The organism is Rhodothermales bacterium (assembly GCA_017643395.1).
In the GTDB taxonomy this organism is placed as follows: Bacteria; Bacteroidota; Rhodothermia; order Rhodothermales; family UBA10348; genus JABDJZ01.
On sequence record JAEPNP010000008.1, the window covers coordinates 66,429 to 82,872 of the forward strand.

The window sequence follows — 16,444 nt, forward strand, 5'->3', positions numbered from 1 at the left end:
TCAGGAGCCGACTGCTTCCAGACGCTGCCGGAAAAACGCCATGGTGGCTGCAAGCCCTTCCTTGACGGAGACCGTAGGCGCCCACCCGAGCTGGTCGGCCGTGCGCCCGTAGCTCAGCACGCTGCGTCGCTGCTCTCCGGGCTTGGCCGGTCCATGATTTTCGGGGATGGCCGGGTCCACGAGGTCTCGAAGCGTGCGAAAGAGTTCATTCACATCCGTCTCCACTCCAGTCCCCACATTGAAGACGCCCGAACCCTCGTGCTCCATGGCCGCCATGTTCGCGGCCACTACATCCCGCACAAAGACATAATCCCGGGTCTGCTTGCCGTCGCCATTGATGACGGTCGGCTTGTCCTGCAAGAGGCGCTCGCAGAATATGGCAACCACGCCCGCTTCCCCGTGCGGATTCTGCCTCGGCCCATACACGTTCCCGTAGCGGAGCGCTACCCATGAGATGCCGTATTCCTGCTCGTAGAAGTACAGATACTTCTCCGAAGACAGCTTGGCTATCCCATAAGGAGACAACGGGTTGAGCGGATGCGCCTCATCCTGTGGTGTATACTCGGGTTCGCCGTAGATCGCGCCTCCCGTGGACGCAAACACCACCTTCTTCAGGCCGTGTTGCCGCCCGGCTTCCATCAGGTTGAGCAGACCGCCCAGGTTCACGTCGGCGTCGAATCGTGGGTCGGCCACCGAGCGTCGCACATCCATCTGTGCCGCATGGTGCACCAGCACTTCAAAGCGGTGCTCCTCGAACAACGCAGCCGCCTCCTGGGAGCGCACATCGTGTACGTGCAGGGTCGCGGCCGCAGGAACGTTATCCCGGATCCCGGACGAGAGATCGTCCAGGATATGCACATCATGTCCGCGGCCGACCAGCGCATCGGCAATGTGAGAACCAATAAAGCCGGCTCCGCCGGTAACCAGGATGACTGCCATCAGGCTGCTTCAGGTAACAGGGTCATGCTTGAATACTCCTCCGGACGGAATAGCTCCTGAGCGACTGCCAGGACGTCCTCGCGTGTGATTGCTTCCACCTGCTCAAGAATCTCGTCGAGCGTGATATACTCGCCGTAATACAACTCCTGGCGTCCCAGCCGCATCATGCGTGAACCCATGCTCTCGAGGCCCAACATGATGCTGCCCTTGACCTGGCTCTTGGCCTGTTTCAGCATGCGATCGCTGACCATGGCCTGGGCGAGCTTGTCCAGTTCGCGGAAGATCAGTTTCTGGGCGCGATCCACCTTGCCGGGGTCGGTGCCCATGTAGATGCCAAACTCCCCCGTATCGGAATACAGGTTGGTGAAGGAGTAGATATTGTAGCAGTAGCCGTAGCGCTCGCGAATATTCTGGTTCAGGCGGCTGGACATGCCTCCGCCAACGATGGTATTCAGCACCGAAAGTGGCACGCGACGCTGATCGAATACGTCGAATGACCGGCGTCCGACGACCAGGTGCGCCTGCTGAATGCCGCGGCGCTCGGTTAGGTGTCCCGCCTGAGCGTCGAGGATGGGCATTCGGCCACGCGATGAAGCACCGGGCGCTACGTTGTCCAGGGCCTTCTGAACCAGCTTGACCACGCGCTGATGGGGCGCGTTGCCGGCCACGGAGATCACAAGTCGGTCGGGTGTGTACTGGCGCCCGACGTACCCGAGAAGCTGATCCCGGGTGAAGCCGCGGACCGTCTCCTCGTAGCCAATGACGGGGCGCCCCATGGGATGGTTCGGATACAGCAGAGACTCGAAACGGTCGAAAATCAACTCCTCCGGCGCATCCTCATACATGCGCATCTCCTCAACCACGACGTCCTTCTCTTTTCCGAGCTCCTTCTCGGGAAAGCTGGGACCGATGACGAGGTCGCAGACCGTGTCTATGGCACGCGCCAGGTGCTCATCCAAGGCACGCGCATAGTAGCAGGTGTACTCCTTGGCCGTGAACGCATTCAGGTACCCCCCGACGGACTCCATGCGCTGCGCGATCTGATGAGTGCGGCGCTTTTCGGTGCCCTTGAACACCATGTGTTCGATGAAGTGGGAGATGCCGCTCTCATCAGGCTGCTCGTCCCGCGAGCCCGTATAGATCCATGCGCCGACCGAAATCGAGCGCACGGAAGGGATGCGTTCGGTTACGATGCGGACACCGCTGTCCAGCGTCGTCTTCTCAAACTGTGGGAACGAGTTGCTCAAGGGAGGTGGTTCAGGAACTGAGGGAACGGTACAGACCGGTGGCGGGTCGGCGCAACGGCACAGAGTCCGGTCGGCACCCTGCTTGCGACCGCCGGAGTGAAACAACCGAGCCTCCCGCCGCTGGCGCGGCGGAAGGCTCGGTCAGACTCCTTGCGAAGGCTGGGATCAGTCGTCGTCGCGACGCTCCTGGCGCTCACCGCGATCACGATCGCGGTCACCGCCACCACGGCGGTCGCCGTCACGTCCACGTCCACGACCACCGTCGCGTCCACCGCGCCCACGACCACCGTCGCGTCCGCCGCGCCCACGACCACCGTCGCGTCCACGACCGCCTCGACCGCGTCCGTTGGAGCGCTCGCGCGGCTTCTCTTCCCAGCCCTCAGGCTTCTCGATCAGCGGCTTGCGGCTGAAGCGCAGTTTGCCGTCGGGGCGAACCTCGATCAGCTGCACCTTCACCTTGTCGCCGACCTGCATGTAGTCCTCCACCTTCTCGACAAAACCGTAGTCGAGTTCGGAGACGTGCAGCAGACCTTCCTTGCCAGGCATGATCTCGATGATGGCGCCGAAGCCTTCCACCTTACGAACCGTGCCTTCGTAGATCTCGCCTTCCTCAGGCACCGTTACAATGCCCTTGATGATCTCGAGCGCAGCCATCGCGTCGGCCTCGTTCGTGGCAGCCACGGTTACGATGCCCACACCGTCTTCCTCGCTGATATCCACGGAGGTGTTGGTGTCGCGCTGGATGCCCTGGATGATCTTGCCGCCGGGGCCGATCACCGCGCCGATGAAGCTCGCGTCGATGGTGATCTGCGTCAGGCGCGGCGCATAGGCGCTCAGCTCCGGACGCGGCTCGGCAAGCGTCTGATCCATCACATCCAGGATGTGGAGGCGGCCTTCCTTGGCCTGCATCAGTGCCTTGGACAGCAGCTCACGGGAAAGACCGTCGATCTTGATGTCCATCTGACAGGCCGTGATACCGTCGCGGGTACCGGTGACCTTGAAGTCCATGTCTCCCAGGTGGTCCTCGGTGCCGAGGATGTCGCTGAGGATGGCCGCCTTGTCGCCTTCGGCGATCAGGCCCATCGCAATACCACTGACAGCCTTTTTCATCGGCACACCGGCATCCATGAGCGCCATGGAACCGGAGCACACACTGCCCATGGACGAGGAGCCGTTGGACTCCAGAACGTCGCAGTTCAGGCGGATGGTGTACGGGAATTCCTCGGAATCCGGCAGCATGGGCAGCAGCGCCCGCTCTGCGAGCATGCCGTGGCCGACTTCGCGGCGGCTCGGGCCGCGCAGGAATTTGACCTCACCGACCGAGTACGGCGGGAAGCTGTAGTGGAGGAAGAAGCGCTTGTCGTTGGTGTCGAAGATCTGATCGACCGGCTGCACGTCTTTGGACGTGCCCAGGGTCACCGACGCCAGCACCTGCGTCTCCCCGCGAGTGAAGACGCTGGAACCGTGTACGCGCGGCAGGTAGCTGGTATCGCACCAGATGTCGCGTACTTCGTCGAGCTTGCGACCGTCGATGCGGCGATTCTCATCCAGAATCATCTCCCGCATGATGGCCTTCTCGACCTCGCCGACGGCTTCCTTGATGTCGGAGGCCGTCCAGCCCTCTTCGGTGGCGTCGGAAGCGTCATCGCCGCTGCCGAGCATTTTCTCGACCACGCCGGCCTTGATGTCGCCAATGCCGCCGTAAAACGTGGATTTGTCGTACGGAGCGCGGATGTGTGCGGAGAGATCGTCCGCGGCCAGGGAGCGAACGCGCTCCACAATGCCTTCCGGCAGCTGGCGGGGCTCGAACTCGAACGGGGTCACATCACCCTTCTCGGCGACGAGCTCATGCTGGAGCTTGCAGAGCTCCTTGATGGCGGCGTGAGCCAGATCGAGCGCCTCGAGCATCTCGTCTTCACCCACTTCCTCCATTTCACCTTCAACCATCACGATGGCATCGGCCTTGCCAGCTACCACCAGGTTGAAGTCGCCTTCCGCCAGTTCGGTGAGCGTGGGGTTGACTACGAATGCGCCGTCAACGCGGCCTACGCGGACTTCCGCGATTGGTCCGCTGAACGGGGCACCAGACAGCATGAGCGCTGCGGAGCAGCCGACGCCCGCGACGACGTCGGCATCGTACTCGTCGTCGGCCGAGAGCACGGTGGCGATCACCTGAACCTCGTTGAAGAAGCCGTCGGTGAAGAGCGGGCGGATGGCCCGGTCAATCAGCCGCGATGACAGCACTTCCTTGTCGGTGGGACGTCCTTCGCGCTTGAAGAAGCCGCCCGGGATCTTGCCGGCAGCGGAGTAGCGCTCGCGGTAGTCCACCGAGAGCGGGAACCAGCTCTGGCCCTCGCGCACGCCGGAGGCGATAGTTGCGGTGCAAAGCACCATGGTGTCGCCCAGTCTTGCGACGACTGAGCCTCCGGCCTGCTTAGCCAGACGGCCGGTTTCGAGTGATAGGGTCTTGCCCGGCGCGAATTCGACCTCGCGCGTGATTCCATTTGCCATGGAGATGTGTTCCTCTACGGTATTCATCCTTGTTCTACACAGGCGTGACCCCTGCCTTTGGGGCCCGCCTTATACAGCGAACGGCATCTCCGACCGGAAATGCCGCTCTCGTTTGGGTTACTTACGGATGCCCAGTTCAGCGATGATCGAGCGATAGCGCTCGATATCATTGGCCATCAGATAGTTCAGCAGCCGACGCCGCTTGCCGACCAGTTTCAACAGGCCGCGGCGGGTGGAGTGATCCTTCGGGTGCCGCTTGAGATGGTCGGTCAGTTCGTTGATACGGGAGCTGAAGATTGCGATCTGGACTTCCGGCTTGCCGGTGTCTTTCTCGTCCGTCCCAAACCGGGAGATCAGCTGCCCTTTCCGTTCTTTCGTGATCATGTCCGCTCTAGATTGTTCCATGCTAGAGAAGAGAGTGCGCAGCGCTCCGCACTTCGGAGCAGAAGGCTACCTGCGGTAGCAAAATCGCACATTCAAGTTATAGTATGCCTTTCAGCAAATCCCTGCAACGCGCCTCGTCCGCGTTCAGTTGCTGGACAAGAGACTCGATGCCGTCGAAACGCCGCTCGTCTCGCAATCTTTCCCGGAACTCCACACTGAGTACCGAGCCGTAGAGATCACCCTCGAAGTCCAGCAGGTGGACTTCCTGCCGACGCGCCAGGCCGTCGAAGGTGGGACGGGTGCCGATGTTCATCATGCCACCGATCCGCCTTTCGCCCAACTGCGCCGTTACGACGTAGACACCATCCCGAGGCACGATCTTGCGTGGTGCCGTCGGATCCAGGTTGGCCGTGGGGAAGCCGATGGTGCGTCCGCGCCGATCCCCTTCCACCACAAGGCCACGCCAGCGGTATGGGCGACCAAGCATACTCGCTGCTGCGGCAACATCCCCATCGTCCATCAGGGCCTTGCGAACGGTCGTAGAGGACACGACTGTGGCATCCACCTCCTGGGCCGGGATGACCTCCACATCGAAGCCCATTTCGGGCCCCAGGGTTCTCAGCAGCGCCTCGTTGCCCCGACGACCTTTGCCGAACCCGTGGTCGTATCCTATAACGACGCAGTCCGCGTGCAGCCGGTCGACGAGAATCTGCTCAACGAACTGCTCTGCGGACATCGCGGCCATGTCGGCATCGAAGGGCAGGATGACTGTCTCCTTGACGCCGAATCCGGCGACGAGCGCTGCACGCTCCTGCGGCGTGGTGAGCAGCGGTACCGGGGTCCCGGTTATGATCTCCCTCGGATGAGGGTCAAACGTCAGAAGCACGGGCACGCCACCACGGGCCTCAGCGCGTTCCACCAGGAAGCGCAGGATGGCCTGGTGCCCTCGATGCACACCGTCGAACGTGCCGATGGTGACGACGGCCCTACGCATGTGTCTCCAGGGCATCGATGAGCGCCTCGAATCCCCAGGCATCGCTCACCTGCTGGTCTCCGATCGCGGTGCGACGGAGTGCTATCAGATGTGCTCCTACGCCGAGGGCCGCACCCAGGTCGTGCGCGAGAGACCTGATGTAGGTGCCTTTGGAGCAGTGGATCTCGAAGTCCACGTCGCTGCCCTGAAGCGGTGCGACCTCGAAGCGGTCGACCCGCACGTGGCGTGGCGGCAGGAGCACCGTCTCCCCCCGACGCGCCTTCTTGTAGAGCCGTTCTCCCCCCACCTTGATGGCGGAGTGGGCCGGCGGCAGTTGTTCGATGTCGCCCGTGAACGGCAAGACCGCCTGCCGGATGATGTCATCGGTGAGGTGGCTCGTATCAACCGACTGCTCCACGGGACTTTCCGCATCGTACGATGCGGTGGTCTGACCAAGGCGAATGGTCCCGGTGTACCTCTTGTCCTGCCCCATGAAGCGGTCCTGCGCCTTGGTGGCTCGCCCCACGAGGGTGATCAGCAGCCCGGTGGCCATGGGGTCCAGCGTGCCGGCATGGCCGACCTTGCGAACCGGCACGCGTCTGCGCACGGCCTTGACCACGCCGAAGGACGACATGCCTTTGGGCTTGTCGATGAGCAGCACAGCGGCGTCCCACGATTCGGGAAGCCGGCCGGCTCCGAAGACGGGAGGGTACTCAGTCCTGATCGCGGCTTGACCGTTCGTCACGGATCTGCTCGAAAAGGTCTTCGATGCGCTGCGCCTGCTCGAGCGTCTCGTCGAGGAAGAAGCGTATGTCCGGAATCTTGCGCACCTGATGCCGGATGCGCTGCGCCAGCGCGCCGCGAACACGCGGTTTCAGCTCCTCGAGGCGATGAAACAGGTCTTGCCTGGCCTCTGCTTTTTCGCCAAGGATGGACACGTACACGTACACGATACCCAGATCCTTGGTGACCCTGGTACCGGTGACCGTGACCATGCCCTGCAGCTGCTCCGAGAAGTCCGACAGGAGCAGCGCCGCAATCTCACGTTGCAGCAGACGTGCAACCCGCTCAGTTCTGATGCTCATTCCAACCGCCCCGAGACCGGGTCAGACTTCCAGTTTCCTTCTGGTCTCAACGATTTCGTAGGCCTCGATCTGGTCGCCGACCTTGATGTCGTTGAAGTTCTCGATTCCCATGCCGCATTCGTACCCAGACGCGACCTCACGGACGTCGTCCTTGAAGCGCTTCAGGGAAGCCAGCGAACCTTCGTAGATGACCACGCCGTCCCGGATCAGGTGTACGCGATCGCTGCGGCGGATCTTTCCTTCCAGCACGTAGCAACCCGCAACGAGGCCGACCTTGGGCACTTTGAAGGTCTCCCGCACCTCGGCCGTACCGAGGATGTTTTCGGAGCGCTCCGGAGACAAGAGGCCCTCCAGGGCGTCCTTCACCTCTTCGATCGCGTTGTAGATGACCGAGTACAGGCGGATGTCGATCTCTTCCTGCTCGGCCAGTGCACGCGCCGTGGGCATCGGCCGTACCTGGAATCCGATAATGATGGCATCGGAGGCCGAGGCCAGCATGATGTCGCCGTCGTTGATGGCGCCGACACCCTTGTGCACGATGTTGACCGCCACCTCTTCTGTGGACAGCTTGAGCAGGGAGTCTGCCACGGCTTCCACAGAGCCACCCACGTCTGCCTTGACGATGAGGTTCAGCTCCTTGAAGTCGCCGAGTGCCAGACGTCGACCGATCTCGTCGAGCGTGATGTGCTTGCGCTGGCGCAAAGCCTGTTCGCGCTGAATCTGCTCGCGCTTGGCCGCAATATCGCGGGCATCGCGCTCGTCTTCGAGTACCAGGAACGTGTCGCCCACGTCCGGGGCTCCGGGCAGACCTGACACCAGCACCGGGTGCGCCGGACCGACGGTCTTCACGCGCCGGTCGCGCTCGTCGTACATGGCGCGCACACGACCCGAGTAAGGTCCGGCGACGAACACATCGCCCACTTCCATGGTGCCGTTCTGCACGAGAACCGTGGCGACGTTACCACGGCCCTTCTCAAGGCGCGATTCGATCACCACGGCAACCGCGTTGCGGTTCGGGTTAGCCTTCAGGTCCAGGAGTTCGGCCTCCAGCAGGACCTTCTCAAGCAGGTCCGGAATGCCTTCACCGGTCTTGGCAGACACCATGGCGCACTGCACCTTGCCGCCGTACTGCTCGACCAGCACATTCTGCTCGGCCAGCTGCTGCTGAACCCGCGGGATGTTGGTCGAAGGCTTGTCAATCTTGTTGACTGCGACCACGATGGGCACATCGGCCGCCTTGGCGTGGTTGATGGCCTCGATCGTCTGGGGCATGACCGCATCGTCGGCGGCTACCACCAGGATGACCACGTCCGTGACCTGTGCACCACGCGCACGCATGGCGGTAAAGGCCTCGTGACCCGGCGTGTCCAGGAACGTAATGTCGCGGCCGTCCGCGAGCTCCACGTTGTAGGCTCCGATGTGCTGCGTGATGCCGCCGGCTTCACCGGCCACCACGTTCGCTTCGCGGATGTAGTCGAGCAGCGAGGTCTTGCCGTGATCGACGTGACCCATGATGGTCACCACGGGTGCGCGGGACTCCAGGTCCTCGGGAGCATCATCCTCGATTTCAACGTCCTGATCATCGAATTCGGTGATGAACTCGACGTTGTAGCCAAACTCGTCCGCTACAATGGTAATCGTGTCGGCGTCCAGCCGCTGGTTGATGGACACCATCATACCGGCGGAAAACAGGGTGGAGATCACCTGGTTTACCGGCACATCCATGAGGTTGGCCAGCTCTCCGGTTGAGATGAACTCCGTCACACGAAGTACACCCTCCTCCTCGCGGCGCCGGGCTGACTCGCGCTCACGATCCGCAGCGCGCTCGTCCCTGCGTTGCCGACGGCGACGCTGACGCACACGGCTGGCACCCTGCTCGAGTTCGCGCAGCGTTTCGGCCAGGGTCTTCTCGACATCGGCCTGATCCACGGACGGGCCGCGGGACTTGCCTTTGCCCTTCTTCTTCCTCGCCGCCTTGTCGCCGGTGGAGGATTTGGCATCACTGCCTTTGGCAATGCGCTTGCGCTTCCGCTTCTTGCCGTCGGCTCGCTGCACCTGTGCAAGGTCAATCTTGCCAAGCACTTTGGTGCCGGTCAGCTTGTAGCGATCGGCCTGGAGCACGCTCTCGTCTTCCGCTTCGCCCGGCGCGGCCTTGGCCTCAGCGTCGGCCGGGGCTTCGTCCGCCGCGGCGGCCTCTGCGGCCTCTGCCACAGGCTCTGCGTCTGACTCCGGGGCCTCGGCGACCGGTTCGCTCTCTTCTTCCTCGGCGACGGCGGCCGGTGCTTCTTCAGCGACTGGCTCGGGCTCCGGCGCCTCGATTTCTGTCTCTGCGGCTGCCTCTTCCGCCACTGGCTCGGGCTCCGGCTCCTCCGCGACGGGCTTCGGCTCGGGCTCAGGCTCCGGCTCGGGCTCCTCGGCCACGGGCTCCGGCTGAGGCTCAGGCTCCTCGACCTCGGCCACGGGTTCAGGCTCCGGCTCTGGCTCTGGCTGCGCCGCCACAGGCTCGGGCTCGGGTTCGACCTCCGGTTCAGGTGCGGCCGCAGGCTCGGGTTCCGGTTCTGGAGCCGCCGCCTCAGCTACGGCCTCGGCGGTTTCCTCGGAATCCTCCGCGTCACTGCGCGCCTGTCGCTTCTTGCGAATGCGGGCCGCAATCTCCTTGTCTTCTGCGAACTCGGCAACGAGTTCCAGATAGGCGTCCTCATCGGTGATGGCCGCATTGATCCCGGAGCCGGTCAGTGCTTCTGCATGACCGGTGGCTTCCAGGTGCTCGACGAGACCGTCCACGGAGATATTCAGCTCCTTGGAGACCTTGAAGAGTCGGACTTTCTTGAATTTCGTCTCTGCCATACCGTCTGATTTACGGACTCTACCCGTCGACCTCTTCTTCTTCGGTCTCGTCCTCGAACTCGCTCCGGATCACCCGGAAAATGTGAGCGGCCACCTCCTCTTCGAGCGTGGCACGCCGCATCAACTCCTCTTTCGACAATTCGAGCACGGCGCGGGCGGTGTCGCAACCGATGTCCTTCAGTCGCTGAAGCACGTCGGCCGGAATTTCGTCTGCGAACTCCTCGATCTCGATGTCTTCCTCGTCATCAGAGATCTCCCGATAGATGTCGATTTCATACCCGCACAAAGCGGAGGCCAGCCGAATGTTGATGCCGCCGCGGCCGATGGCCTGGCTGACCTCGTCCGCCTTGACGACAACCTTCGCACGCGGTGGCGTGAGGTCATCGTTCAGCTGTACCTGCAGCGGGCTTGCCGGTGAAAGGGCGCGCTTGATCAACTCGTGCTTGTCGTCCGTCCACTGGACGACGTCGATGTTCTCGTTGCCCAGTTCCCGGACCACCGCGTGGATGCGCGAGCCTTTCATGCCGACGCACGCGCCGACAGGATCGATACGCTCATCGTACGACACGACCGCCACCTTGGCGCGATCGCCGGGCTCACGCACAATGCGTTTGATCTCGACGATGCCCTCATCGATTTCCGGCACCTCGAGCTCGAAAAGCCGCTCCATAAAGACCGGTGCGGCGCGCGAGATGATCACCTGCGGTGACCCGGCAGCGTCGCGGATGACCTCCTTCACGACCGCGCGAATCATGTCGCCCTTGCGGTAGCGATCCCGATAGATCTGCTCCGAACGCGGCAGGACAAGCTCCACCTTGTTGTGGATCACCAGCACCTCGCGGCGACGCATCTGGTAGACCTCGCCCACCACGATTTCGCCGACCAACTCCGTATAGGCCTTGTGCACATTGTCCTTCTCGATGTCGCGGATGCGCTGCGAGAAAGTCTGGCGGGCCGTCATCACGGCACGCCGCCCGAAGTCTTCGATACCGATCTCCTCGGCCACCTCGTCCTCGAGGTCGAAGTCCTCGTCAATCTTGCGTGCAGCCGTCAGCTCGATCTGCGTCACGGGATCGGCGACGTCCCAATCCTCCACCACTTCGCGGATGTGCAGGATCTGCATGTCTCCGTGGTCCGGATTCAGGATGATCTCGAACGAATCGTCCGAACCGTACCGCTTCTTGATCATCGCCCGGAACACGTCCTCCACGATGAGCTGGAGCGAGTCACGGTCGATCCCCTTCTCCCGGGCGATCTCGGCAAATGCCGATACAAGGACTGAACTCTGCATGTGTTATCTGTTGTGGGTTCGGATGCCTACCAGGGGAGCACCACCCTGGCCTCCTGGAAAGCGTCCAAGTCCAGCGTCTGCTCCCCTCCTTTAGAAGCGAGCACGATGCCGTGGTCGGTGACCGCGCGAAGGTCACCTTCGATCACCGAACCGTCGGTCCGGGTCACGGAAAGCGTGCGCCCGACGTGCTTCTTCAACTGCCTTGGCAGCGTCATGGCACGATCGGCACCCGGCGAAGAGACGTTCAGGCGATACTTGCCCTTGATGAGGTCCTCCGCCTCAATGAGGAATCCTATTTCCCGGCTGAACCGGGCCAGAACGTCAAGGCCCAGGCCGTCATCGGAATCCAGAAATACCTCAACCACCCGCGAACCCTGACGACCGCGCACGACGATCTCGACCACATAGGCCGACTCCTGGGCGATCACCGTATCGACAATCTCCCGGATCCGGGTTTCAGTGGCTGGCGCCGATGTCGTCAGGTTCTCCATGCGGAGACGCAAATGGTATGAGTGCAAAAAACGCCCGGTCCATAGCTGGACGGGCGCCTTCCGGCTGCAATAAAAAAGGGTGGCTGTCATCAACCCCCCTCCAATCGCAAGCCCAAAGATACGGTGCGGATGGACGGTTTGGCAATCCCCTCCACGTTGCCGCGGACGGGCTTCCGAGCTTCCCGTCGAGCATCATAAGACCCCTCGACACGTCAGGAGTTCCACCCACTCGCGGCCGGTGAACGCGTGGTCCAGACCGAGCCGAACGCGTCCTAGATAAACGTCGGGCGCCGCTCTGCCTCTCTCGGGTCCGGGAAGTCCGTCATGTAGTGCAGACCGCGACTTTCCCGGCGCATGGACGCCGACCTGATAATCAGGTAGGAGACCGCAATCATGTTGCGCAATTCACAGATCGGCGCCGACACGCGCGACTTGCGATAGAACTCCTCAGTCTCCTCAAACAGGACGCGCGTTCGGCGTGAGGCCCGATCCAGGCGGTGCATGGAGCGCACAATGCCCACATAGTCCCACATGACCCGGCGCAACTCCTCGCGGTTGTGGGACACTAGCACCCATTCCGCCGGATACGAAGTGCCCGAATCGTCCCATTCGGGCACGTCCTCTCTAAACGAACGCTCGCCTGCCAGCTCCCTGGCGGTAGCCACTGCCTTGTGCGAAAGCACCAGGGCTTCCAGCAGGGAGTTGCTGGCCAGTCGATTGGCTCCGTGCAAGCCTGTGTACGTCACTTCACCGCAGGCCAGGAGTCCCTGCACACTGGTGCGTGCCTGCATGTCGGTAACCACCCCTCCGCAGACGTAGTGGGCAGCCGGCACCACGGGGATGAGGTCGCTGGCCATGTCCAGCCCCAGGCTCTCACACTTGGCATAGATGGTCGGGAAATGCTCCACGAGCTCGTCCCGCGACTCATGCGTAATGTCCAGGTAGACATGAGGTTCGCCTCGCTGCTTCAACTGATCATCGATGGCCCTCGCAACGATGTCTCTGGGTGCCAACTCGGCCCTGGTATCGTATTCCGGCATGAACCGGTGCCCTTCCATATTGCGCAGGAGGGCGCCGTGTCCGCGAACAGCTTCCGAAACCAGAAAGGAATCGGCCTCCTGTGGATACAGGCTGGTAGGATGGAACTGCACGAATTCCATATTGGCGATGCGGGCTTTGGCCCGGTAGGCCATGGCAATGCCGTCACCGGTGGCGATCGCTGGATTCGTCGTATGCAGATAAACCCTGCCGGCCCCGCCTGTTGCGAGCATCGTGACCCGAGCCAGAATGCGGTGGACGCGATTCTCCTCTTCATCCAGCACGTAGGCGCCATAGCAGTTGATGTCGGGGCGTACGCGCGTCACATGCTGGCCGGTGTGATGCTCCGTGATCAGGTCCACGGCAAAGTGGTACTCGAACACCTCGATGTTCGGATGATCGCGCACCTGGTCCAGGAGCGTCTTCTCCACCTCGGCGCCGGTCGCATCGGCCGCATGCACGATGCGGTGTGCGGAATGACCGCCCTCCATGCCCAGGTGAAGGCGTCCCCCTGAGCGCGTGAAGTCGGCGCCCTGGGCCTCCAGTTCGGCGATGCGTCGCGGCCCGTCCCGCACCACCATCCTGACCACCTCCTCATCGCAGAGCCCCGCCCCGGCGGTCAGGGTGTCCCGCACATGGGCCTCAACCGAGTCCGCATCATCGACCACCGCCGCAATGCCGCCCTGGGCCCAGTTGGTATTGGAGTCCGCGCTGGCCTTCTTGGTGACGACGCCGACCGATCCGTATTCAGCAACGGCGAGTGCGAAACTGAGTCCGGCCGCACCGGACCCAATCACCAGGTAGTCGAAACGATCGGTCATGCCGGGCTGGCTTACTCGACGGCCTGGAGCAGGTAGGCGCGGATGAAGGGCTCGAGGTCGCCGTCCATGACGGAGTTGACGTCCGTCAACTTGGTCTCCGTTCGATGGTCATTCACCATGGTATACGGCTGAAACACATAGGAGCGGATCTGGGAGCCCCACTCGATTTTCTTCTTGGATCCCTCGAGCTCGTTCTTTGCCGCTTCCTGGATGTCGCGCTCCAGTTGATACACCCGGCTCTTCAGCATGGTCTTCGCTCGCTCCCGGTTCTGCAACTGGCTGCGTTCCTCGGTGCACTCGGCTACTACCCGCGCCTCGTCGCCGTTGGACAGTTCACCGGTCCAGATCAGCCGCACACCGGTCTCCACCTTGTTCACGTTCTGGCCACCCTTTCCGCCAGAACGGAAGGTCTGCATCTCGATCTGGTCCGACGACAGTTCGATGTCGATGGTGTCGTCGATCTCGGGGTAGACGAAGACGGAGGCAAACGAGGTGTGTCGACGGCCACTGGAGTCGAACGGAGAGATCCTTACCAGTCGGTGCACCCCTGATTCGCCCTTGAGGTAGCCGTAGGCAAAAGCGCCTTCGATGGTTATCGTCGCACTCTTGATGCCGGCCACATCACCCTCCTGGTACTCAAGCAGGCTGACCTTGAATCCGGAGCGCTCCCCCCATCGCGTGTACATGCGCACCAGAAGATCCGCCCAGTCCTGGGACTCTGTACCTCCTGCACCCGGATTGATGGTGACGATGGCGTCCCGCTGGTCATCCGGGCCCGCCAGCATGCGTTTCATTTCGAGCGCATCGACTTCAGACAGGAGCGCTCTGGCTTCCTGGCCGATCTCCGCACTGAGATCCGCGCCCTCCTCCTCGGCGAGTTCAATCAGCGTCTGGATATCCTCTGCCCGGGTGCGTACGGAATCCCAGGAATCCAGCCAGAGCTTCTGCGCCGCAATCTCTTTCTCAACCCGCTGCGCCTCCGAGGGATTGTCCCAGAAAGAAGGGTCGAGCCGCTTCTTGCTGAGCTCGGCTATGTCAGACTGTCGTTGATCGACGTCAAAGGTACCTCCCGAGCGTAAACGATCGCTCGAGCAACACGCGTATTTCTTCGCGGTCCATGCAGACGGTGGAGTTCAGTGAGTGAGGGGCCGGAGCCCGGCGCGCATGAACGCTATGCGGGGCGCACAATGTTTCTGACCGCGCTGCCAAACCAGCCGCCGGCGAGGCCGAGGGCAGCGCCGGCAAGCACGGTGACGCCGAGAGTTGCGAAGGCCGGCAGTCCGCCCGCCAATGCGGCCATGACGCGGGTCATCTCGCCGGTCGGGCCGGGAGCAACGACAAAGCTGTATGCAGCCAACGCCGTCCAGGCTGCGGCACCCGCGAGGAGGCCGACAAGGGCGCCGCGCCGTGCGGCCAGGTATCCCCCCAGGGCTGTGCCGGCGAGCAGCATGGCCCATCCCCCGATCAGGTGCAGCACGATGCTGACAATGATGGCAACCAGGGCAGCCCGGGAAGCAGACAGGGTCATGCCAGTTCCTGGGTGGTCCGGCAGCGTTCGGCAAAGCGTTGCACCCGGCTGACGGCTTCTTCAATCTTGTCGAGCGCCGTCGCATAGGAGCAGCGAACGAATCCGGCCCCGCTCGGGCCGAAGGCGTCTCCCGGCACCACGGCCACGTGCTCCTCCTGGAGCAGCCGCTGCGCGAAGGTCTCTGAATCCAGGCCGGTCGCCGTGATGTCGGGGAAGCAGTAAAACGCACCCTCAGGCTCAAAGGTGGCGAGTCCGGCAGCGCGGAAGCCGTCGACGATGGTCCTCCGCCGCCGATCATAGGCCTGCCGCATGTCTTCGACCGCTCCCTGACAATCCTTGAGACCGGCCAGGGCGCCCCATTGGCCCATCGTCGGCGCGGACATGATCATGTACTGGTGCAGCTTGTACATCATGTCGTAAACCGGCTTCGGGGCGCACGCATAGCCAACGCGCCAGCCGGTCATGGCGTACGCCTTGGAAAACCCTCCGAGCAGAATGGTGCGATCACGAAGTGCGTCGATCGATGGCAGGCAAGTGTGACCCTGGCGGTGTGCGTCACCGTAGACCAATCGGTCATAAATCTCGTCCGAAAGCACGACGAGGTCATGCTTCACGACGACCTCTGCAATCTCCTCCAGGACCTCGCGGCGCAGCACTGCCCCGGTGGGATTGGACGGATAGGACAGGAACAGGACTTTGGTGCGATCGGTGATGCGCGACTCGATGTCCTCGGCCGTCACCTGGAAGTCGTTATCGACGGAAGTCGGTACATAGACCACGTTGCCGCCCGCAAAGATGGCTGCAGGGCCGTAGGACACGAAACAGGGCTCAGGAATGAGGATCTCGTCTCCCGGATTGAGGAGCGCCAGCATGGCCAGCTGGAGCGCTTCGGAGACGCCGACCGTGACGAGAATCTCGCTGGCCGGGTCATACCGCACGCCATAGAGTCGGTCCAACTCCTCGGAAATGGCGTCCCTGAGCTCAATGATGCCGGCGTTTGAGGTGTAGCCTGTCTTGCCGTCCCGCAGGGACTGCACGGCCGCCCCCATGATGGGCTCCGGAGATACAAAGTCCGGCTCGCCAATGCCCAGGGAGATGACATCGTCCATCGTTGCGGCAATATCGAAAAAGCGCCGGATGCCCGATGGCGGCACGTCCAGGACACGATCTGCGAGGCGAGATGTAAAGGAGAACGAAGAGGCCATGCCGGTGGGGGTGGTGGTTGCTGCAATATAGCCTTTGAGGGTGCCGTTGATGGCGCAGGCTGCGCGAATTGGCAGACCGCTCGC

General features: G+C 62.5%; 14 protein-coding genes. All 14 read right to left on the reverse strand.

Annotation, left to right across the window (positions count from 1 at the left end; translation table 11 throughout):
* The gene (locus JJ896_18275; protein ID MBO6781611.1) at positions 1–939 is read right to left on the reverse strand and encodes an NAD-dependent epimerase/dehydratase family protein; all 939 of its coding nucleotides are present in this window, start codon (positions 937–939) and stop codon (positions 1–3) included.
* Positions 939–2,186, reverse strand: coding sequence for an insulinase family protein (locus JJ896_18280; protein ID MBO6781612.1), 1,248 nt, complete (start codon positions 2,184–2,186; stop codon positions 939–941). Before JJ896_18280 ends, JJ896_18275 begins: the two co-directional genes overlap by 1 nt.
* A 165-nt stretch (positions 2,187–2,351) precedes the next feature.
* Complete coding sequence (gene pnp / locus JJ896_18285) at positions 2,352–4,724, reverse strand: polyribonucleotide nucleotidyltransferase (protein MBO6781613.1); 2,373 nt, start codon at positions 4,722–4,724, stop codon at positions 2,352–2,354.
* A gap of 90 nt (positions 4,725–4,814) precedes the next feature.
* Positions 4,815–5,081 carry a 30S ribosomal protein S15 gene (gene rpsO, locus JJ896_18290; protein MBO6781614.1) on the reverse strand — a complete coding sequence of 89 codons (267 nt, stop codon included), beginning with the start codon at positions 5,079–5,081 and terminating at the stop codon, positions 4,815–4,817.
* A 97-nt stretch (positions 5,082–5,178) separates the two neighbouring features.
* Positions 5,179–6,075: a bifunctional riboflavin kinase/FAD synthetase gene (locus JJ896_18295; protein MBO6781615.1), complete on the reverse strand. Its 897-nt coding sequence runs from the start codon at positions 6,073–6,075 to the stop codon at positions 5,179–5,181.
* Positions 6,068–6,799 carry a tRNA pseudouridine(55) synthase TruB gene (gene truB / locus JJ896_18300; GenBank protein ID MBO6781616.1) on the reverse strand — a complete coding sequence of 244 codons (732 nt, stop codon included), beginning with the start codon at positions 6,797–6,799 and terminating at the stop codon, positions 6,068–6,070. Before truB ends, JJ896_18295 begins: the two co-directional genes overlap by 8 nt.
* Entirely contained in the window at positions 6,768–7,139 is a 372-nt protein-coding gene (gene rbfA, locus JJ896_18305) for a 30S ribosome-binding factor RbfA (protein ID MBO6781617.1), read from the reverse strand. The genes truB and rbfA overlap by 32 nt, the downstream gene beginning before the upstream one ends.
* A gap of 21 nt (positions 7,140–7,160) precedes the next feature.
* A complete protein-coding gene (infB, locus tag JJ896_18310; protein MBO6781618.1) occupies positions 7,161–9,986 on the reverse strand; it encodes a translation initiation factor IF-2 in 2,826 nt (941 codons plus the stop codon).
* Positions 9,987–10,005: 19 nt separating this feature from the next.
* Positions 10,006–11,277, reverse strand: coding sequence for a transcription termination/antitermination protein NusA (nusA, locus tag JJ896_18315; GenBank protein MBO6781619.1), 1,272 nt, complete (start codon positions 11,275–11,277; stop codon positions 10,006–10,008).
* Between the two features lie 26 nt (positions 11,278–11,303).
* On the reverse strand, positions 11,304–11,768 hold the full coding sequence (locus JJ896_18320) for a hypothetical protein (GenBank protein ID MBO6781620.1): 465 nt from the start codon (positions 11,766–11,768) through the stop codon (positions 11,304–11,306).
* A 272-nt stretch (positions 11,769–12,040) separates the two neighbouring features.
* A complete protein-coding gene (gene nadB, locus JJ896_18325; protein MBO6781621.1) occupies positions 12,041–13,627 on the reverse strand; it encodes an L-aspartate oxidase in 1,587 nt (528 codons plus the stop codon).
* 11 nt (positions 13,628–13,638) lie between these two features.
* On the reverse strand, positions 13,639–14,661 hold the full coding sequence (gene prfB / locus JJ896_18330; protein MBO6781622.1) for a peptide chain release factor 2: 1,023 nt from the start codon (positions 14,659–14,661) through the stop codon (positions 13,639–13,641).
* A 137-nt stretch (positions 14,662–14,798) separates the two neighbouring features.
* The gene (locus JJ896_18335; GenBank protein MBO6781623.1) at positions 14,799–15,155 is read right to left on the reverse strand and encodes a hypothetical protein; all 357 of its coding nucleotides are present in this window, start codon (positions 15,153–15,155) and stop codon (positions 14,799–14,801) included.
* Complete coding sequence (locus tag JJ896_18340; GenBank protein MBO6781624.1) at positions 15,152–16,360, reverse strand: aminotransferase class I/II-fold pyridoxal phosphate-dependent enzyme; 1,209 nt, start codon at positions 16,358–16,360, stop codon at positions 15,152–15,154. Before JJ896_18340 ends, JJ896_18335 begins: the two co-directional genes overlap by 4 nt.
* Positions 16,361–16,444: the final 84 nt, after the last annotated feature.